This is a genomic window from Devosia oryziradicis, from assembly GCF_016698645.1.
In the GTDB taxonomy this organism is placed as follows: domain Bacteria; phylum Pseudomonadota; class Alphaproteobacteria; order Rhizobiales; family Devosiaceae; genus Devosia; species Devosia oryziradicis.
The window spans coordinates 2,382,690-2,400,922 of record NZ_CP068047.1 but is presented as its reverse complement, the minus strand read 5'-3'; the positions used below and the strand labels follow the sequence as shown (position 1 = coordinate 2,400,922).

Genomic DNA, 18,233 nt, shown 5'->3' with positions numbered 1-18,233 from the left:
CGGGTCAAGCCCGAGGGCGACGCCGGTGGTTGGCAGGGCGCCAGGCTATCCAGGCCTACCGCCACTTCACCACCAGCTTCTCCAGCCCATGGAAGTGGTACACATTGTTGTATCGCGGCTCCTCGGCAAGCCGTAACTTCGGGAGCCGGCTGAATAGTTCGCTGAATGCCACCTGTAGTTCGATGCGCGCCAACGGTGCGCCGATGCAGAAATGGATGCCCGCACCGAAGCTGACATTGGCCCCGTCCGTGCGGAACGGGTCGAAGGTGTTGGCATGGGCGAAGCGCTTGGGGTCCCGATTGGCCGCGCCGAGCATCAGCCCGACGACGTCACCCTTTCGCAGGTGAATGCCCTCGTATTCGAGGTCGCTGAGCGCGTAGCGGGTGAACAGATGCAGCGGAGCATCGAAGCGCAGACACTCTTCAGCGGTCGCTTCGGTCTGTTCTGGCGTGGCAAAAAGCGTAACCGGATCTATACCGCTTTCGAGGATCGATTTGACCCCGTTTCCAGTCGTGTGCACCGTCGCCTCATGCCCGGCGTTGAGTAGCAGGATGGCGGTGGACATGACCTCCTCGTCGCTGAGCACATCGCCATCCCGGTCCGAGGTCAGCATGTGGCTGAGAAGGTCTTCGCGTGGCTGCGTGCGGCGCTCCTTGATGGCATCGCCGACAAAGTCCATGAAGTCCTGCGACGCCTGGTTGGCGTCCAGTTCGGTCTCGTCGCTGACGCCGAACATATACATGGCCACCATGCGGTTGGACCAGGCCAGCAGCTGTGGTGCACTCTCCGCCGGTAGGCCGATCATTTCGGCGATGATGATGGCAGGGATTGGGGCGGCGAAGGCCCTGATGAGGTCGACGCTGTCCTCGCCCTCGAACCGGTCGATCATCTCATTGGCCAGTTTGATGATACGCGGCCGCAACTGCTCGACGTGCCGCGACACGAAGGCCCGGTTGACCAGCGTACGCAGCCGAGTATGGGCCGGTGGTTCGAGGTTGAGCAGGGAGTGCTTTTCGGTCAGGTCGAACGCTGCGGTATGCGCCTTTGGCTCGGGCATGCCCAGCTCTTCGCGGGTGGCCACATGCAGGATTTCGCGGCCGAAGCGCTTGTCGCGGAGCAGGGCGCTGACATCCTTGAAGCCGGCAAAGCACCAATGCCCATACTGCTCCCAGAAGAAGGTGGGATTGTCGGCATGCAGCCGGTCATAAAAGGCATAGGGGTTCTGGTAGAACACCGGATCGCGCGGCTCGGCGCTGGCGCGGCGGTCGGCGGGGACGTCGGTGATCGGCTTGAGCTGGAGGATGGCGGCCATGGAATTGCAAATCTTGAGGAGGTCCTGGCGACCTTACGAGGTCGCCACGCCGAAGCAAACGACCGAGATGCCTTGCTCCCGCCGAAAAAATCGCTAGTGCAGGGGCAAGAGATTTCGCGGAGCCCGTTATGAGCGACCTGACCCTGGCCCAGGCCATCGACAACATCTACGCCTCGATCAAGAACAACAACGAGGACCTGGACGCCCATATCGCAGCCCTCAAGGCCGCGATGGCCCGCGAAGGCGCCAAGGAGGCCGTGTTCGAGCCGGGTAAACTGGCTCAATCCAATCGCCAGGGTCGCAAGATCATGCAATCCTATTTCAAGAAGAAGGGCGTGACGGTTGCCTTCTCGGCCTAAGCCGGCATTCACCCTTCCGTCACATCGGCTCCAAGCCCTATTGAAGCCCGCCGCATTGCCGCCTATCTGTGCCTTTACCCGCTCTTAAGGCGGCGTAGTCTGCAATCGGCCGTCGCGCCGATTCGATATCAGGCATGATCCCTGGCCCCGCTAGTCCCATGTTCGGGAAGGGATCGTGTTTCATCTGGAAAACCTGCCAGCCCGGTCCGCGACCCGGCACGGCAAAAGGGGCATCACATGCGGGATCCGCACGATATCTACATGAACACGCTCGTTCCGATGGTGGTGGAGCAATCCAACCGCGGCGAGCGTGCCTTCGACATCTACTCGCGCCTGCTGCGCGAACGCATCATTTTCGTGACCGGCGTGGTCGAGGACAACATGGCCTCGCTCATCGTGGCACAGCTGCTGTTCCTCGAATCGGAAAACCCGAAAAAGGAAATCGCGCTCTATATCAACTCGCCCGGCGGCGTCGTGACGGCAGGTCTTTCCATCTACGACACCATGCAGTTCATCCGCCCGGCCGTTGCCACCATGGTGATGGGCCAGGCTGCCTCGATGGGTTCGCTCTTGCTCGCCGCAGGCGAAGCCGGCATGCGCCACTCGCTGCCGAATTCGCGCATCATGGTCCACCAGCCTTCCGGCGGTTACCAGGGTCAGGTCACTGATATCCTGATTCATGCCAAGGAAGTCGAGGGCTTGAAGCGCCGTCTTAATCAGATTTATGAGAAGCACACCGGCCGCACCTACGAGGAAATCGAGCGCGCACTCGAGCGCGACAACTTCCTGTCGCCGGAGGAAGCCAAGACCTTTGGCCTCATCGACTCGATCCACGAGAAGCGCATCGTGCCGGACGCCGCGAGCTGATTGGCCCGCGTTAATCACATATCCGATGCGCCGTGGACTGTGATCCACACGCGATTGCACGGAGCCGGAACGGTCTTTAGGATCGTTTCGGCTTAGACTTTGTTTATGCCTTCGGCGTTACGGTTTTCCGATGACGCTGGTTTTGGGGGCGCTCTGCCCCCGGGAGTGACAGGATGTCCAAAGAGACAACAAACGGCGAAACCTCAAAGAACACGCTTTACTGCTCGTTCTGCGGGAAATCCCAGCATGAGGTTCGCAAGCTGATCGCCGGTCCGACTGTGTTCATCTGCGATGAATGCGTCGAGCTGTGCATGGACATCATCCGCGAAGAGAACAAGACCTCCATGGTCAAGTCCTCCGATGGCGTGCCGACACCTGCCGATATCTGCAAGGTGCTCGACGACTACGTCATCGGTCAGTTCCGCGCCAAGCGCGTGCTGTCCGTGGCCGTCCACAACCACTACAAGCGCCTGCACCATGCGACCAAGAACCAGGACGTTGAGCTTTCCAAGTCCAACATCCTGCTGATCGGTCCCACCGGTTCGGGCAAGACCCTGCTGGCCCAGACGCTGGCCCGTATCCTCGACGTGCCTTTCACCATGGCCGATGCCACCACGCTGACCGAAGCCGGCTATGTCGGCGAGGACGTGGAAAACATCATCCTGAAGTTGCTGCAGGCCGCGGACTACAACGTCGAGAAGGCCCAGCGTGGCATCGTCTATATCGACGAAGTCGACAAGATTTCCCGCAAGTCCGACAACCCGTCCATCACCCGCGACGTTTCGGGCGAGGGCGTGCAGCAGGCTCTGCTCAAGATCATGGAAGGCACCGTGGCTTCGGTTCCGCCGCAGGGCGGCCGCAAGCATCCGCAGCAGGAATTCCTGCAGGTGGACACGACGAACATCCTGTTCATCTGCGGCGGCGCCTTCGCCGGGCTGGAAAAGATCATCTCCGCGCGTGGCGAAGGCTCGGGCATCGGCTTCTCGGCCACCGTCAAGGATCCCAACGACCGTCGCGTCGGCCAGATCCTTGCCGATGTCGCTCCCGAAGACCTGGTGCGCTTCGGCCTGATCCCGGAATTCATCGGCCGCCTGCCGGTTTTGGCGACGCTTGAAGACCTCGATATCGCGGCGCTCATCGAAATCTTGACGCAGCCCAAGAATGCCCTGGTGCGTCAGTACCAGCGCCTGTTCCAGATGGAAGAGGTCGAGTTGACCTTCCACGAGGATGCCCTCAAAGCGATTGCCGAAAAGGCCATCGAACGCAAGACCGGCGCCCGTGGCCTCCGCTCGATCATGGAAGCCATCCTGCTCGACACGATGTATGACCTCCCCTCGCTCGAAGGCGTCGAGGAAGTCGTGATCAGCGAGGAAGTGGTGAAGGGCAAGGACGTCCGTCCGCTCTACATCTACTCCGAGCGCAAGAAGGACGATGCGCCGGCAACGGCGTAAGGCTTTCGGACGATGAATGAAAAAGCGCCGGGCGATGAGCCCGGCGCTTTTGTTTTTTGGTGTCGGTGTGGCCCGCGGAATGACCACAATCACCAGCCGTCACCCTCGGGCTTGACCCGAGGGCTCTGCACTTACGAAGCGCGACAAGTGTAGCCCCCTCGGGTCAAGCCCGAGGGTGACGATGGAGGATAGCTCGACCTCCCGGACTACTCGGCCGCCACCTGCGGCACCGGCCCCACATAGACCGACATCGGTCGGATGAGCCTCCCATCCACCGCCTGTTCGCGTGCGTGGGCAATCCATCCGCCGACACGTCCCATCGCGAACACGCAGGTGAACGCTTCACGCGGAAAGCCCAGCGATTCGAGCAGCAGGGCGGTGTAGAACTCCACGTTGGTTTCGAGGGGTCGATCGGGTTTCTTGAGCCGCAGCTGCGCCAGGGCAGAGGTCTCCACGGCTTCCGCCAGCGCCAGCCGGCCGGCGTCAATGGCGCCTGACGCCGCCAGCAACCGGACGGCGCCCTTGAGCGCATCGGCACGCGGATCGCGGACACGATAGACGCGGTGGCCGAAGCCCATGAGCCGCTCGCCGCGGGCCAGTTCGGAGGCGATCCAGCCTTCGGCATTGGCCGGTGATCCGACGGCATCGAGCATGTCGAGGACTGGTCCCGGCGCTCCACCATGCAGGGGGCCCTTGAGGGCGCTGAGCGCCGCCAGCACGGAAGACGTCAGGCCAGCCTGGGTCGAAGCAATAACCCGCGACGCAAAGGTCGAAGCATTGAGGCCATGGTCGCTCACTGTGACGAGGTAACGGTCGAGCGCCGATGCCTGCTGTTCGCTTGGCATATCGCCGGTCAGCATGCGCAGTGTGTCAGCGGCATGGCCCAGCGCAGGGTCGGGTGCCACTGTCTCGAGCCCCGCCTTGCGCCGCAACAGAGCCGTGGTGAACATGGCCGGAGCCGCGACCAGGCGCAGGGCCGATTCGACGTCATTACCGTCCCCAAGCCGGGCGAGCAGGGCCCTCATGCCGTCTACGGGTGGCAGGGCGACCAGTTCGACGTCGGCGCGTGCAACATGGCCAGAAACTTCCACCCGGGCCCGGCCTAACGCGGCCTGAAGCGACCCTTCCAACGGAAAGAAACCGTCGAAAAGGAGCGCCAGGACGTCCTCATACCGGCTCGTTCTGACCAACTCGTCGAGCGACACTCCACGAACGATCAGCCTTCCGTTCTTGCCATCAACGTCCGACAGCACGGTTTCGGCGGCGACAACGTCTTCGAGACCACTTTTCATCATCTACTCCTGCTGATGTTGCCGGGCAGGGTAGGCGTGCTAATATTGACGTCAATCTTGACCCATTGGATCAACGTCATGGACTGGCTGACCGCGACCGAGGCGCTGACGCTGCTGGGCACGCAGCCGCAGACGCTCTATGCCAATGTCAGCCGCGGTCGCATCAAGGCGCGGCCTGATCCGTCGGACAGCCGCCGAAGCCTCTATCGGGGTGACGACGTGCGAAGGCTGGCGCAGCGGGCCACCGGACGGCGAAAGCAGGAAACCGTGGCCAGCGAGGCCATGCGATGGGGCGAACCTGTGTTGCCCACGGCGTTGTCGACCGTGCGGGACGGCATTCTGCTGTATCGCGGCATAGATGCCAGGGATCTGGCGGAAACGGGCACGCTGGAGTCGGTGGCGACGTTGCTGTGGCAGTCTGCGGTCAGTTTGCCCAGGGTCCCAGTCCGCGGGCATGGTCTACCCGCCGCATTCTCGGCCCTGGCTGCGCGGGCGGCGAATGCTCCCGCCGCTCCCCGCGCGCGCTTTGCTCTCGTGCGAGACGCCAACGAGATCATGGGGACAATGGCCGCTGCGCTGGCAGGCGAACGCGTCAGCGATCCGTTACATGATCGGCTGGCAACTCAATGGGAACGGCCGGAGGCGGCTGACGTCATACGCCGGGCGCTGGTGTTGCTGGCCGACCACGAACTCAACAGTTCGACCTTTTCTGCCAGGGTGACGGTGTCGACGGGGGCCTCGCTCTGGTCGGGTACGCTTGCCGCCCTGGCCACCCTGCGTGGACCGCTGCATGGGCTGGCTTCACCCGCTGTTGGCGCACTGGTTGACGATGTTGGGCACCAGGATTTCGTCGAGACGGCGCTACGCGACTGGCTGGGGGAGGGCCGGGCGCTTCCGGGTATGGGACATAGGCTCTATCCCGAGGGAGATGTGCGCTGCCGGGCCCTGCTCGCAAGCTTCGAACCGCCGCCTGCGTTTGCGGATTACCTGCGCGCAGCCAGTCGCCTTACCGGCGACGAACCGAATATCGATTTTGCGCTGGCCGCCATGATCGCGCGGTTCGACCTGCCGGCCGATGCCGGCATCACGATCTTCGCCCTGGGGCGCACCGTCGGATGGCTGGCGCACATGATGGAGCAGGTCGCCTCGGGCGAACAGATTCGCCCGCGCGCGCGATATGTGGGTGTCTAGCTAGTCCTCGGTCACGAACTCGACCGGGCCGGCTGCCTCGCCCATGATCGTGCGACCAAAAAGGCTGGCCACGAGGTCGACCAGCAGCGTTGCGCTGGTGCCGCCATGATCAAGGAACGGGTTGAGCTCAACCACGTCGAGCGATCCGACAAGGCCGCTATCATGAAGCATTTCCATGATCAGATGGGCTTCCCGATAACTGAGCCCGCCGGGCACGAGCGTGCCCCCTCCGGGTGCAATGGACGGGTCCATGGCGTCCAGGTCAAGACTGACGTGCAGGTGGCCACCCACGGCCTTCACGCGTGCCAGCAGGGTGCGCATGAGGCTGACGACACCCGATTCATCGATCTTGCGCATGTCGAGCACCTCAACCCCGCGGGCACTCAGCAGCTTGCGTTCCTCGCGATCGACAGACCGCGCGCCGATGATCGAAACCTGGCGTGGGTCTATTCGACCGAGCCAGGCTCCCTGAAATTCGTCGCTGAAACCAGGTTCACCGCAGAGCAAAGCGAGGGGCATGCCGTGCAGATTGCCGGTTGGCGAGGTGTCCGGCGTATTGAAATCGGCATGGGCATCGATCCACAGCACGAAAACCGGCTTGCCTTGTGCCGTGCAGTGTCGAGCCACGGCAGAGACGGTGCCCATGGCAATGGAATGATCGCCGCCGAGGAATACCGGGAAATGCCCCGCGTCCAAAATGGCGAGCCCCTGGTCACTGACGCGAGAAGCAAGGTCCAGCACGTCGCGCCGCCGCTCATCGGGTAGACGCTGGCTGGCAGGGGTGGCGTCGAGAAGCGGGTGGGGGCGGCGCAGGTCGCCATGGTCGACCACCTCGTGCTCAAGCTCCAGCAGCGCCTCGGCCAGCCCTGCAACGCGCAGCGCCTCAGGTCCCATCCCGCAACCCCGCACTGACGCACCGGCGGCCGTGGCGATGCCGACAAGGTCGATGCGACGGGATTTGCTCATGGTGTGGTCCTCGCTGGGTTGGGGTCATGATCACCATATGTGACCCTAGGGCAAGCCACGGTCTCGGCAACCCCACATCCACTCCGGAACCAAAGCACAAAACTGTTCCCGGCCCGCTGCACATATCTCCTGTGCGGTCACAGATTAACCGTCATATTTCGGCAAAGGTTGACTTGCGGCGCTCATAGGCGAACCTATTTATTAACCGGAATCAGCCCAACCTCTAGGCTTGGAGCTGTCTACTACGGGCGCGCACCAATCTCCTTCCTCCCGCGCGCCCCGGAAAGGATACGAGATGACGGACGTCACCCCCGCCACTGGCGATGCAAGCCGGGACCGGGTTTACCCAGTTCTCCCCCTGCGTGATATCGTCGTTTTCCCCGGCATGATCGTGCCGCTGTTCGTCGGCCGCGAGAAATCCGTCAAGGCGCTTGAAGAAGTCATGCGCGACGACAAGCATATTCTGGTCGTGACCCAGAAGAATGCCCAGGACGACGATCCGGCACCCGACCAGATCTATGCCACGGGCACTATTGCCACCGTGCTGCAGCTCCTCAAGCTTCCCGATGGCACCGTCAAGGTGCTGGTCGAAGGCCTGAGCCGCGCAACCATCGATCGCTACCTGCAGACCGACGAATATTTCGAGGCCGAAGCCTCCGTGCTGCCCGAACCGGCCGAGGACGCGACCGAGATCGAAGCTCTGGCTCGCTCGGCCCAAACCGAGTTCGAGAGCTATGTGAAGCTCAACAAGAAGATTTCGGCCGAGGTTGTCGCCGCCGTCGGGCAGATCGAGAACCATTCCAAGCTCGCCGACACCATTGCCAGCCACTTGGTCATCAAGATCAACGAGAAGGAAGACCTCCTCTCGACCGTTTCGGTCGCGGAGCGCTTCCAGAAGATCCTGGGCTTGATGGAAGGCGAAATCGGCGTCTTGCAGGTGGAAAAGCGCATCCGCTCCCGCGTCAAGCGGCAGATGGAGAAGACCCAGCGCGAGTACTATCTCAACGAGCAGATGAAGGCGATCCAGAAGGAGCTCGGCGACGGCGAGGAAGGCTCCAATGAGATCGCCGAACTCGAAGAGCGCATCGCCAAGACCAAGCTCAGCAAGGAAGCCAAGCAGAAGGCCGAGGCGGAGCTCAAGAAGCTCAAGTCCATGAGCCCGATGTCGGCCGAAGCCACCGTGGTGCGCAATTATCTCGATACGCTGCTCGGCCTGCCCTGGGGCAAGAAGAGCAAGGTCAAGCGTGACCTGGTCCTTGCCGAAAAGGTGCTGGACGAGGATCACTATGGCCTGGAGAAGGTCAAGGAACGCATCCTGGAATATCTGGCGGTGCAGGGCCGCACCGGTACCCTCAAGGGGCCGATCCTCTGCCTCGTCGGCCCTCCGGGCGTCGGCAAGACCTCGCTGGGCAAGTCGATCGCCAAGGCCACCGGCCGCGAATTCGTGCGCATGGCCCTCGGTGGCGTCCGGGATGAAGCCGAAATCCGCGGCCACCGCCGGACCTATATCGGCTCCATGCCCGGCAAGGTCATCCAGTCGCTCAAGAAGGTCGGCAAGTCCAACCCGCTCTTCCTGCTCGACGAAATCGACAAGATGGGACAGGACTTCCGCGGCGATCCGTCTTCGGCACTGCTTGAGGTGCTGGATCCTGAGCAGAACCACACCTTTGCCGACCACTATCTCGAGGTGGACTACGACCTGTCCGACGTGATGTTCGTCACCACGTCCAACACGCTCAACATTCCCGGCCCGCTGATGGACCGCATGGAGATCATTCGCCTGTCCGGCTACACCGAGCAGGAGAAGCACGCGATCGCCAAGCAGCACCTGATCCCGGAAACGCTCAAGGAAAACGGTCTCGCCCATGGTGAGTTCGAGCTTTCCGACGAGATGCTGACCGCCCTGATCCAGCGCTACACCCGCGAGGCGGGTGTGCGAAATCTCAAGCGCGAAATCGGCAAGCTGATGCGCAAGGCCGTGACCGAGATCGTCAAGACCAAGGTCAAGAAGATCGTCATCGACGAGGCCAAGCTCACCGACTATCTGGGCGCCGATATCTACAAGCATGGCGTGATCGAAGCCGAGGCGCAGGTTGGCCTGGTGACGGGTCTCGCCTGGACGTCTGTCGGTGGCGAACTGCTCACCATCGAAGGCGTGATGACGCCGGGCAAGGGTCGGATGACCGTTACCGGCAACATCAAGGAAGTGATGAAGGAATCGCTGACTGCGGCAACGGCTTATGTCCGTTCGCGCTCGATCGATTTCGGCATCAAACCGCCGATGTTCGACACGCGCGATATCCACGTCCACCTGCCTGAAGGCGCGACCCCCAAGGACGGTCCGTCGGCCGGCATCGGGCTGGCAACCGCCATCGTGTCAGTCATGACGGGCATCCCGGTGCGCAACGACGTGGCCATGACCGGTGAGATCACGCTGCGGGGCAGGGTGCTGCCCATCGGCGGCCTTAAGGAGAAGCTCCTGGCAGCCCTCCGCGGTGGCATCAAGACCGTACTGATCCCCGAGGAGAATGTGCGCGATCTGGCCGAGATCCCCGACATCGTCAAGGACGGCATGGAAGTCGTGCCTGTCAGCCGCATGGACCAGGTCATTGAGCGCGCGCTGGTGCGCAAGCCTGAGCCGATCGAGTGGAATTTTGACGAGGTGACTACGCCAGCCGTTTCGACAACGGTCGATACCGGCCCGACCGACGACGCCACCGCTGGCCTGCCGCACTAGGCAGCCTGCCACCAAAACTGAAACGGCGGCCCAAGGGCCGCCGTTTTGTTTACGCGAGGGTTTGCCGCTACATGAACCTGGCGGCTTCCGCCTCGGTGGGGATGCGCCCGTCCGGCGTCATCCTGTTGACGGCGTCCGGCAGGGTCTTCGACAGGCGCTCGAGCAGTTCTGCCCTGGACAGGCCGGTCTTCTGGGTCAGCTCGGCGATGGTGTCTTCGCCCAAGGCTTCCTCAAGATCGGATACACCTACGGGAACATTGTCCTCGCCGGCATTGATCCAGCTATCGGCCTGCGGCCCACGTCCGGACTGGCGGAAGCGATCGACGAGGTCACCCAAGCCTCCGCTCAGCACGCTGCCGGCCGATGCGCCGCCAAGTGCACCGCCCAGGCCGTTGAGTAGGTCGCCCAAGCCGCCGGTCGAACGACCTGGATACGTCGGATCGGCGGGCTGGCCGCCCGTCCCGTTGAGCAGGTCACCCAGCTTGTGGCGATTTTGGTAGCCGGCGACGGCCAGAAGGCCGAGCAGTGCCACCATTGACGGCATTCCTTTTGCCAATTTCGAAGCCTCCTCGCCTAGACGCGACGACGACCGGCGATCATGCCCCAGACGGCGAGGACAATGATGGCGCCAACGATCGCGCCGATCAGGCCAGCACCTTCACCCGGTGCGTACCAGCCCAGCGCCTGGCCGAGAAACGATGCCACGAAAGCACCGACGATGCCCAGGATCGTGGTCATGATGAAGCCCGAAGGCTCGTTGCTGCCAGGCATGATGAACTTGGCGATGATGCCGGCGATGAAACCGATGATGATTGTCCAGAGAATACCCATGATGCGCGCTCCATAGAGGTTGGTGCGAAAGCAACGCTCGGCGACCTCGCCCGTTCCGCACGGGCCCATGGATCATGCTCGATCGGTTTGTCGTCCGCCTTCAGAGGTCCGGCGAGAAAGCCGCGTCCTACCCTTTTGCCGCCTGACTCTTCACCATCCCGTCCACCATATAGCCCAGCCCTCGCTCGAACGCGGCCTCGGTATTGATGCTGCCTTCCTTCTCTAGCGACCGGAATGCCTCGGCCAGGATAGGAAATGGGGCGAGCTCCGTGTCGATACCGCCGTCGAGGCCCTCTTCCTCTTCCATTCGCTCGCGTTCGCCCTGTTCCTCGAGCACATAGCCGACGACATAGCGCGCCACGGAAATTGAGATGTGCAGCGCTTCCTCGGCTGAAAACCCCGCTTCAACGTAGAGCCGCAACTGTCGCTCGGCATCGGCAAAATCCGTCGTCGAGGGCCGCGTGCCGGCCGCAATCCGCGCGCCGTCACGCACCGTCAGCAGCGTCCGCCGCATGCTCCGCGCCGTCTCCAGGGTGAACTCAACCCAGTCTTCGCCGGGCGAAGGCAGGCGATGCGTGTGGTATCGCGCCAGCATCTCGCTGTTCACCGCATCGAGCAGCGCCGACTTGCTCTTGAAATGCCAATACAGCGCCGGCTGCTGCACACCCAGCCGCTCCGCCAGCTTCCGCGTCGAAAGCTTGTCGATGCCGACCTCATTGAGCAGCAGGATTGCCTCATCGACGATTCGATCACGATCAATGGCCATACAACATTCCCCCTTGACTTATCGCCGATAAGGGCGCTTATCGCTGATAAATTGATTTTATCACCGATAAGCTACCCTTGGAGATCCCGATGAACAAGGCCCTGATTGTTATCCTGGCGACTGTCGCCATCGACGCCATCGGCGGCGCCCTGATTTTTCCCATACTGCCCGACTTGCTCGCCGAACTGACCGCCGGCGGCGACATCGGCTGGCTCTACGGCGCGATGCTCGCCAGCTACGCCGCCATGCAGTTCGTCTTCTCGCCCGTACTCGGAGCACTCAGCGACCGCTTTGGGCGCCGACCCGTGCTGCTGCTGTCGCTGGCGGGCACCTTGCTCGACTATCTGGTCATGGCGCTATCGCCCCTGGGCTGGGTGCTCGTGGTCGGCCGCGCCATGGCCGGCATCACCAGCGCCAACATGGCTGTCGCCAGTGCCTACATCACCGATATTACCCCAGCGGAGCAGCGCGCCCAGCGCTTTGGCCTGGTCGGCGCCGTCATGAGCACCGGGTTCATCATCGGCCCGGTCATCGGCGGGATCATGGGCGCCTGGTGGCTACGTTCCCCTTTCCTGGCGGCCTCTCTCTTTAACGGCATCAACCTCTGTGTCGCGCTTTTCGTGCTGCCTGAAAGCCGCCAGGCCAGGGCCGGCAAATTCGATCTGAGTGAGTTCAACCCGCTGGCCCCGCTGGTCTGGCTTTGGAACTTCAAGCCGCTGCTGCCCATGGTCACCGTCTCAGTTGTCTTCGGGCTCGTCGCGGCTGTGCCCGGCACCATCTGGGTACCCTATGGCGCCGCGCGCTTTGGGTGGGACTCCGTGCATATGGGGCTGTCCTTCGCGGTGTTCGGCATCTCCGGAGCGCTTGCCCAGGCACTCCTGGTCGGCCCGCTGTCACGCCGCTTTGGCGATCTGGGCACGCTGATGATCGGCGTCGGCATGGACACCTTGGCCTATATTCTGATGGCCTTCGCCGACCAGAGCTGGATGGGATACGCCATCGCTCCGCTCTTTGCCCTGGGTGGCGTCGCCATGCCGGCGCTACAGTCGCTACTGACCCGCCGTGTCAGCGACGAGCAGCAGGGTCAGCTGCAGGGAGTGATGGCCAGCCTGATGAGCCTGGCTGGCATTGTCGGGCCAGTCCTCACGACCGTCATATTCTTCTCGACGCGCGACATCTGGATCGGAACGACCTGGATCGTCGGGGCAGGGCTCTATCTGCTGGCGACACCATTGTTTGCCACGGTGCGCGAGCCCAAGCCACTTGCGGCATAGGCCTCGTACGCGTTCCATGACCTTGCGGGCGCATCAGAGTCCCTAGGAAGGAGACACTCTATTGGCGATTTTCAGCTGCTGATAGCGGCTCTCAGCCGGCCTCAGCTGTCACGACGACGGATCATGTCCCTTGTAACGCGTCCGTGAACGCCCTACCTCCACATACCGGCTGATGGCTGAAGAAACAGGAGCACTCCTTGAACAAGGCCCTCGTCGTCATTCTCGCCGCCGTGACCCTCGATGCGGTCGGCATTGGCCTTATCTTTCCGATCCTACCGGCTCTTCTGCGCGATGTGGGGCACATCTCCGAAGTGGCTACGCTACTCGGTCTCATGCTGGCGCTCTATTCGGCCTGTCAGTTTCTGTTCTCGCCAATCCTGGGCGTGCTGAGCGACCGGTTTGGCCGGCGTCCGGTGCTGCTGGTCTCACTGGCCGGTGCCGCGATAGACTACCTGATCATGGCCTTCGCGCCCGAACTGTGGATGCTGGTACTGGGCCGCGCCATTTCAGGCATCACCAGCGCCAACATGGCCGTGGCGACGGCCTATATCACCGACATTTCCACGGAAGGGGAGCGCGCGGGGCGCTTTGGCCTGTTCCATGCCATGTTCGGCATCGGCTTCATTATTGGGCCTGTGCTCGGGGGCGTGCTGGGCGATTTCTGGGTACGAGCGCCGTTCATTGCGGCGGCCTTGCTCAACGCCGTCAATTTCGCCTTGGCGCTTTTCGTGCTGCCAGAATCGCGTAAGGGCACAAGTGGCGCCCGGTTCAGCTGGGACACGCTCAACCCGTTCAAGCCCCTCAAATGGGCCCTCACGTTCAGGGCGCTGATTCCGCTGATGGCAATCTTCGTCATCATGAATTTCGTCGGTACCATGTACGGCACCATCTGGGCCATGTTCGGCGAAGACAGCTTCCAGTGGAACGGACTGATGATCGGCCTGTCGCTCGGAGCCTTTGGCGTTTTCCATGCCGGCGCACAGGCTTTCCTCACCGGACCCGCCGTCGCCAGACTCGGCGAGCGCTGGGCGCTGATCGTCGGCATGGCGTGCGAATTGACCGCCCTGATTATCGTCGGCCTTGCGACGCAGGGCTGGATCCTATTTGCGCTGGCGCCACTCTTTGCCCTGGGCGGTATCGGCATGCCGGCGCTGCAATCGGTCACCACCCAGCAGGTGGATGGCGACAAACAGGGCCAACTTCAGGGCGTTCTGGCGAGCCTGGTCAGCCTCGCCTCGATCTTCGGGCCCGTATTCTTCAGCTTCATGTATTTCGCGGTGAGCGACACCTGGCCGGGCCTGATCTGGATTGTCGGGGCCGGAATCTACCTATTGGCACTACCCCTGATGCTGGGCATCAGACGGGGCGCAACGCCGGCCGCTGTCGCGGGAGAATAGGCGCAAAACCCACAGGAAAGCCCGGAAATCCAGGAAAAATCTCCAAACCGGACTTGTCGGGGCAATTTTTCCGGTCCATTAACAGCGTTGCACCGTCCGGCCTCGCAAAAACCCCGGAAATCCTTGCCTTTCGCGCAGAATCGACCAAGGGTTGCCGCATTTAAAGGTTCGCCAGCGGGGCGGGCAATTCACTGTGAGGAAACGCTATGAACAAGAACGATCTGGTTGGCGTCGTCGCCGACAAGGCGACGATCACCAAGGCACAGGCCGCTGAAGCGGTGGACGCAGTGTTCGAGGCAATCACCGGCTCGCTGAAGTCCGGTGAAGAAGTCCGTCTCGTTGGTTTCGGCACCTTTGCCGTGTCGCAGCGCAAGGCTTCGACCGGCCGTAACCCGGCCACCGGCGCCGAGATCAAGATCCCGGCCTCGAACCAGGCCAAGTTCAAGCCCGGCAAGGGCCTGAAGGACGCGATCAACTAAGACCGCTATCGGGGCGCAGTTTGCGTACCCAAGATCGGCATGCTGATCGGCCCCGAGCGCCTCGCGCCGGGGCCATTTCTTTTTTGTCGGTTGACGCTGGAGGGCAGGGGCCCTAATCAGGGCCACCTTGCTTCGGATCGTCTGATCCCGGGGGCGATTAGCTCAGTTGGTAGAGCGCTTCGTTTACACCGAAGATGTCGGCGGTTCGAGCCCGTCATCGCCCACCATTCACGCAAGTCAAATCCGGACCCTTGCAATGCCGGCCAATTGTTGGGGTCTGCGACTCCTCGTAGCGCAGGGCCTGGTTCTCTGGTGCCACATCAAGAAACTCTTGCTATCGATTGTAGGGGCGTGACTTTTCCACAGTCGACGATGGCGTTCTTGAAAATGTCGCATCATTCCGGATTTGCTCGCTTGACTTGACCATGGGTGGTCGGTAAACGGACGCCACGTTGCGCGAACGACTTGTTTGCAAGCGCTGCGGGAGTAGCTCAGTTGGTTAGAGCGCCGGCCTGTCACGCCGGAGGTCGCGGGTTCGAGCCCCGTCTCTCGCGCCACCCTTTTCGCAGGGTTTGCGCGTTCTCAGAACAATCCTGACAGCTTCAGCTTAGTGGCTTCATTTCGCCGTGAACCGGCTGATCTGATGTAACCATGCGCTCATATTGGACGAACTGACCCGCAGATCGCTCCAACCAAGGCTTTGCAAATGCCCAGTTCTGCCCTCTCCACCTCTTTTGCCGGCCGCCGCTCTCTGCTCGTCGCCTTGCTCATCCTCCCCGCACTCCTATCCGTTTTGTGGAATCAGCCAGCAGCCGCTCAGGAGGCCCCGGTCGAAATTCCGCCTCCAGCGGTTGACCTGGTGGAAACCGGCACGTCGGCCACCGCCGTATTTGCCGGCGGCTGTTTCTGGGGCGTGCAGGGCGTGTTCCAGCATGTCAAAGGCGTCACCCGCGCGGTGTCGGGCTATTCAGGCGGCAGCGCCGAAACGGCGACCTATGAGCAGACCGGGTCCGGAACCACGGGACATGCCGAGTCCGTGGAAGTGACCTATGATCCTTCGGTGGTGACCTACGGCGATCTGCTGCAGGTCTATTTCTCTGTGGCGCACAATCCGACGCAATTGAACTACCAGGGGCCCGACCACGGCACGCAGTACCGCTCGACCATCTTCCCGGCGACGGAAGAGCAGGCCGAAACCGCACGTGCCTACATCGCACAGCTCGATGAAACAGGCCTGTTCGAAGGTCCGATCGTGACGACCATAGAGCCGCTCGAGGCTTTCTACCCGGCCGAGCAGTATCACCAGGACTTCCTGACGCTGAACCCCACCTGGCCCTATATCGTCTTCCACGACTTGCCGAAGATTGCCGCTCTCAAGCAGCTCTTCCCGGACGCGTACCGTGAGGAGCCTGTCCTGGTTGGCACCCTCTAGAGCAGGCCGCGATGGCCTGTGGCCTATCCGCAACGGCCAGCGACTGCCGTATTTTAGCCGCCTGAGGGGCGAGTTTTTGCCCCTCCAATCTCGCAGAACTGTTCCTGTCGGCTGATCCCGAACCCGGAATAGACGGGTCGCACGTCCGGGATGGCCCATGACCCAAGGCGGAACCGGCACTATCGCGCTGCGTTCATGAGCCGACGGTCCAAGCAAGGAGGACAGCGATGAGCTTGTTCAACAAGATGGCGTTTGCGGCGCTCGCCACCACCCTTTCGATTGGGACCGCCAATGCCGCAGACCTGATTACGGTTCCGACCAGCACACCGGCGGAAATGCCGGTTTATGAGGAACCCGGTTTCGACTGGAGCGGCTTTTATGCCGGCGTCTATGGCGGGGCGCAAAACGGCGCCACCAGCGGCACGCAATATGGCCTGGGCATTCAGGCCGGCGTAAACGCGCAGTTTGACTTCTATCTTCTTGGGGCCGAAGTGGCCGTGCATGGGTTGACCGGGGGCGCAGCAGGCAACACCAGCTACGGCCAAATCCTGGGTCGAGCCGGTCTGGTCGTCAGCGACGATGTCCTTGTCTACGCAGCAGGCGGCTATGGTATCGACCTCGGTCCGCCTGATGAACAGGATGCGCTCCTGGGTGGGGGCATCGAACTTGCTGTCAACGACAGCATCACGGTGGAAGCGCAATACCTGCATGGTTTCCCACTCAACGGCGGAACCAATGCCAAGGATCAGTTCACGGTCGGCGCCAACTTTCACTTCTAGGCCGACTCACTCGATGAGGTTTCGACGGCTTCGCTTCGGCGAGGCCGTTTTTGTTTGCATGCTTGACGGCGAGACTCACTCATGGCCAGATTGCGACACCTCGTTGCCCCGTCTGCGCGGCCGATCGTTCAAATTTGTCTCAAATTGGGCCAATTGCGCGGCATCGGCGCAACACCTGCCCCGAAATGGTCATTTGGCGTTATCCGCGTTGCCCAAATTCAGCGACCAAAGGCTTGTCACGCGCGTTAGCCTGATGCATCTAGTCGGTCGACTACGGTTAACTCTATGGGAGTGCAAGATATGTTTGTACGTTCGCTTTCTCTCGGTGTGGCTGCTGCCGCGCTGCTCGCTGGTGGCGCTCACGCCGCCGACCTGATCATCCCGACCACCCCGCAGCCGATCTATGAAGCTGCTGGTTTCGACTGGGAAGGTCTCTATGTCGGCGTGCGCGCCGGCGGCCAGTTCGTTGGCTCCACCACCTATGCCGGCTACCCGGTCAACTCGACCTCGGGCGTTCTCGGCGCTGCCGTTGGCGTGAACTTCATCCCCGTCGATCCCTTCCTGATCGGCGCTGAAGTCACCGGCGACTACATCTGGAACAACGCGTTCAGCACCGGCGAATTCTTCGCCAACCTGCGTGCTGGTGCCGTTGTGACCGACTCGGTCCTCGTCTACGCGATCGGCGGTGTTGGCACCAACAACCGTACCGGCTTCTCGCAGGGCGTGTACCAGCTCGGTGGTGGTGTTGAACTCGCCGTTACCGACTCGGTCACCGTTCGCGGTGAACTGGTTGGCCAGGGCGACTTCGACGGTGCTGCTGACTCCTTCTTCGAAGGCGCCAAGGCAACCGTCGGCGTGTTCTACCACTTCTAAGTTTTGCAATCGGGCAGGGCGGTTCCCGCCCTCTCGACCTAGCGTCTTGCGAACCCAATTCGGCGAACCGCACCTGCGGTTCGCCGTTTTGCTTTTGGGCTTTCGCCTTGCAGAGCGCAGCTGGGTGACGTTCCAAAATCAGCCGTCAGACGAGTACGCCGTACCCCCACGGCGGAGCTGACAGGGCCATTGTTGCAGGCTTAAGCCAACTGGTTATATGATTATTC

General features: G+C 62.1%; 17 protein-coding genes and 2 tRNA genes. 13 read left to right on the top strand and 6 right to left on the bottom strand.

All coding sequences use genetic code 11. The annotated features are described in order from the left end of the window. Window positions 1-55: 55 nt before the first annotated feature. A complete protein-coding gene (locus JI749_RS12050; RefSeq protein ID WP_201654073.1) occupies window positions 56-1,312 on the bottom strand; it encodes a cytochrome P450 in 1,257 nt (418 codons plus the stop codon). Window positions 1,313-1,440: 128 nt separating this feature from the next. Between JI749_RS12050 and JI749_RS12045 the strand changes: the two genes are divergently transcribed. From JI749_RS12045 to clpX, 3 genes are all read left to right on the top strand, one after another. Then, on the top strand, window positions 1,441-1,671 hold the full coding sequence (locus JI749_RS12045) for a hypothetical protein (RefSeq protein ID WP_201654070.1): 231 nt from the start codon (window positions 1,441-1,443) through the stop codon (window positions 1,669-1,671). Window positions 1,672-1,908: 237 nt separating this feature from the next. Further along, entirely contained in the window at window positions 1,909-2,538 is a 630-nt protein-coding gene (locus JI749_RS12040) for an ATP-dependent Clp protease proteolytic subunit (protein WP_201654067.1), read from the top strand. A gap of 173 nt (window positions 2,539-2,711) precedes the next feature. Beyond that, window positions 2,712-3,989: an ATP-dependent Clp protease ATP-binding subunit ClpX gene (gene clpX / locus JI749_RS12035; RefSeq protein WP_201654064.1), complete on the top strand. Its 1,278-nt coding sequence runs from the start codon at window positions 2,712-2,714 to the stop codon at window positions 3,987-3,989. Window positions 3,990-4,195: 206 nt separating this feature from the next. Here clpX and JI749_RS12030 read toward each other — a convergent pair whose 3' ends face one another. Continuing rightward, window positions 4,196-5,281, bottom strand: coding sequence for a citrate synthase/methylcitrate synthase (locus JI749_RS12030; RefSeq protein ID WP_201654061.1), 1,086 nt, complete (start codon window positions 5,279-5,281; stop codon window positions 4,196-4,198). A 78-nt stretch (window positions 5,282-5,359) separates the two neighbouring features. On the opposite strand from JI749_RS12030, the gene JI749_RS12025 reads away from it, so the two are divergent. Further along, window positions 5,360-6,472, top strand: coding sequence for a citrate/2-methylcitrate synthase (locus tag JI749_RS12025; RefSeq protein WP_201654058.1), 1,113 nt, complete (start codon window positions 5,360-5,362; stop codon window positions 6,470-6,472). Here the strand turns inward: JI749_RS12025 and rocF are convergent, their stop codons facing one another. Continuing rightward, window positions 6,473-7,438 (bottom strand): arginase, encoded by a 966-nt coding sequence (gene rocF / locus JI749_RS12020; RefSeq protein ID WP_201654055.1) that lies wholly within the window; start codon window positions 7,436-7,438, stop codon window positions 6,473-6,475. 295 nt (window positions 7,439-7,733) lie between these two features. On the opposite strand from rocF, the gene lon reads away from it, so the two are divergent. After that, on the top strand, window positions 7,734-10,175 hold the full coding sequence (gene lon / locus JI749_RS12015) for an endopeptidase La (protein ID WP_201654052.1): 2,442 nt from the start codon (window positions 7,734-7,736) through the stop codon (window positions 10,173-10,175). A 67-nt stretch (window positions 10,176-10,242) separates the two neighbouring features. On the opposite strand, the gene JI749_RS12010 is transcribed toward lon, so the two are convergent. From JI749_RS12010 to JI749_RS12000, 3 genes are all read right to left on the bottom strand, one after another. Beyond that, complete coding sequence (locus tag JI749_RS12010; protein ID WP_233280741.1) at window positions 10,243-10,710, bottom strand: YidB family protein; 468 nt, start codon at window positions 10,708-10,710, stop codon at window positions 10,243-10,245. Between the two features lie 38 nt (window positions 10,711-10,748). Beyond that, complete coding sequence (locus JI749_RS12005; RefSeq protein ID WP_201654045.1) at window positions 10,749-11,006, bottom strand: GlsB/YeaQ/YmgE family stress response membrane protein; 258 nt, start codon at window positions 11,004-11,006, stop codon at window positions 10,749-10,751. Between the two features lie 127 nt (window positions 11,007-11,133). After that, window positions 11,134-11,772 carry a TetR/AcrR family transcriptional regulator C-terminal domain-containing protein gene (locus JI749_RS12000; protein ID WP_201654042.1) on the bottom strand — a complete coding sequence of 213 codons (639 nt, stop codon included), beginning with the start codon at window positions 11,770-11,772 and terminating at the stop codon, window positions 11,134-11,136. An 89-nt stretch (window positions 11,773-11,861) separates the two neighbouring features. Between JI749_RS12000 and tet(30) the strand changes: the two genes are divergently transcribed. The 8 genes from tet(30) (at window position 11,862) to JI749_RS11960 (ending at window position 18,006) form a co-directional block, all read left to right on the top strand. Beyond that, window positions 11,862-13,046, top strand: a complete 1,185-nt coding sequence (gene tet(30) / locus JI749_RS11995) for a tetracycline efflux MFS transporter Tet(30) (protein WP_201654039.1) — start codon at window positions 11,862-11,864, stop codon at window positions 13,044-13,046. Window positions 13,047-13,243: 197 nt separating this feature from the next. Beyond that, window positions 13,244-14,443, top strand: a complete 1,200-nt coding sequence (locus JI749_RS11990; RefSeq protein WP_201654036.1) for a TCR/Tet family MFS transporter — start codon at window positions 13,244-13,246, stop codon at window positions 14,441-14,443. A 206-nt stretch (window positions 14,444-14,649) separates the two neighbouring features. Further along, window positions 14,650-14,922, top strand: a complete 273-nt coding sequence (locus tag JI749_RS11985; RefSeq protein WP_056234092.1) for an HU family DNA-binding protein — start codon at window positions 14,650-14,652, stop codon at window positions 14,920-14,922. A 151-nt stretch (window positions 14,923-15,073) separates the two neighbouring features. Beyond that, window positions 15,074-15,149: transfer RNA gene (locus tag JI749_RS11980), tRNA-Val, on the top strand. 253 nt (window positions 15,150-15,402) lie between these two features. Beyond that, window positions 15,403-15,479, top strand: a tRNA-Asp gene (locus tag JI749_RS11975). A gap of 149 nt (window positions 15,480-15,628) precedes the next feature. Beyond that, window positions 15,629-16,354 carry a peptide-methionine (S)-S-oxide reductase MsrA gene (gene msrA, locus JI749_RS11970; RefSeq protein ID WP_201654033.1) on the top strand — a complete coding sequence of 242 codons (726 nt, stop codon included), beginning with the start codon at window positions 15,629-15,631 and terminating at the stop codon, window positions 16,352-16,354. 227 nt (window positions 16,355-16,581) lie between these two features. After that, window positions 16,582-17,133 (top strand): outer membrane protein, encoded by a 552-nt coding sequence (locus JI749_RS11965; RefSeq protein WP_201654030.1) that lies wholly within the window; start codon window positions 16,582-16,584, stop codon window positions 17,131-17,133. A gap of 300 nt (window positions 17,134-17,433) precedes the next feature. Continuing rightward, window positions 17,434-18,006 (top strand): outer membrane protein, encoded by a 573-nt coding sequence (locus JI749_RS11960; RefSeq protein WP_201654027.1) that lies wholly within the window; start codon window positions 17,434-17,436, stop codon window positions 18,004-18,006. Window positions 18,007-18,233: the final 227 nt, after the last annotated feature.

Bases quoted from the DNA above. Each gene is read 5' to 3' on its own strand.
- JI749_RS12050 (WP_201654073.1), bottom strand. From the start codon at position 1,312: ATGGCCGCCATCCTCCAGCTCAAGCCGATCACCGACGTCCCCGCCGAC.
- JI749_RS12045 (WP_201654070.1), top strand. From the start codon at position 1,441: ATGAGCGACCTGACCCTGGCCCAGGCCATCGACAACATCTACGCCTCG.
- JI749_RS12040 (WP_201654067.1), top strand. From the start codon at position 1,909: ATGCGGGATCCGCACGATATCTACATGAACACGCTCGTTCCGATGGTG.
- clpX (WP_201654064.1), top strand. From the start codon at position 2,712: ATGTCCAAAGAGACAACAAACGGCGAAACCTCAAAGAACACGCTTTAC.
- JI749_RS12030 (WP_201654061.1), bottom strand. From the start codon at position 5,281: ATGAAAAGTGGTCTCGAAGACGTTGTCGCCGCCGAAACCGTGCTGTCG.
- JI749_RS12025 (WP_201654058.1), top strand. From the start codon at position 5,360: ATGGACTGGCTGACCGCGACCGAGGCGCTGACGCTGCTGGGCACGCAG.
- rocF (WP_201654055.1), bottom strand. From the start codon at position 7,438: ATGAGCAAATCCCGTCGCATCGACCTTGTCGGCATCGCCACGGCCGCC.
- lon (WP_201654052.1), top strand. From the start codon at position 7,734: ATGACGGACGTCACCCCCGCCACTGGCGATGCAAGCCGGGACCGGGTT.
- JI749_RS12010 (WP_233280741.1), bottom strand. From the start codon at position 10,710: ATGGTGGCACTGCTCGGCCTTCTGGCCGTCGCCGGCTACCAAAATCGC.
- JI749_RS12005 (WP_201654045.1), bottom strand. From the start codon at position 11,006: ATGGGTATTCTCTGGACAATCATCATCGGTTTCATCGCCGGCATCATC.
- JI749_RS12000 (WP_201654042.1), bottom strand. From the start codon at position 11,772: ATGGCCATTGATCGTGATCGAATCGTCGATGAGGCAATCCTGCTGCTC.
- JI749_RS11985 (WP_056234092.1), top strand. From the start codon at position 14,650: ATGAACAAGAACGATCTGGTTGGCGTCGTCGCCGACAAGGCGACGATC.
- msrA (WP_201654033.1), top strand. From the start codon at position 15,629: ATGCCCAGTTCTGCCCTCTCCACCTCTTTTGCCGGCCGCCGCTCTCTG.
- JI749_RS11965 (WP_201654030.1), top strand. From the start codon at position 16,582: ATGAGCTTGTTCAACAAGATGGCGTTTGCGGCGCTCGCCACCACCCTT.
- JI749_RS11960 (WP_201654027.1), top strand. From the start codon at position 17,434: ATGTTTGTACGTTCGCTTTCTCTCGGTGTGGCTGCTGCCGCGCTGCTC.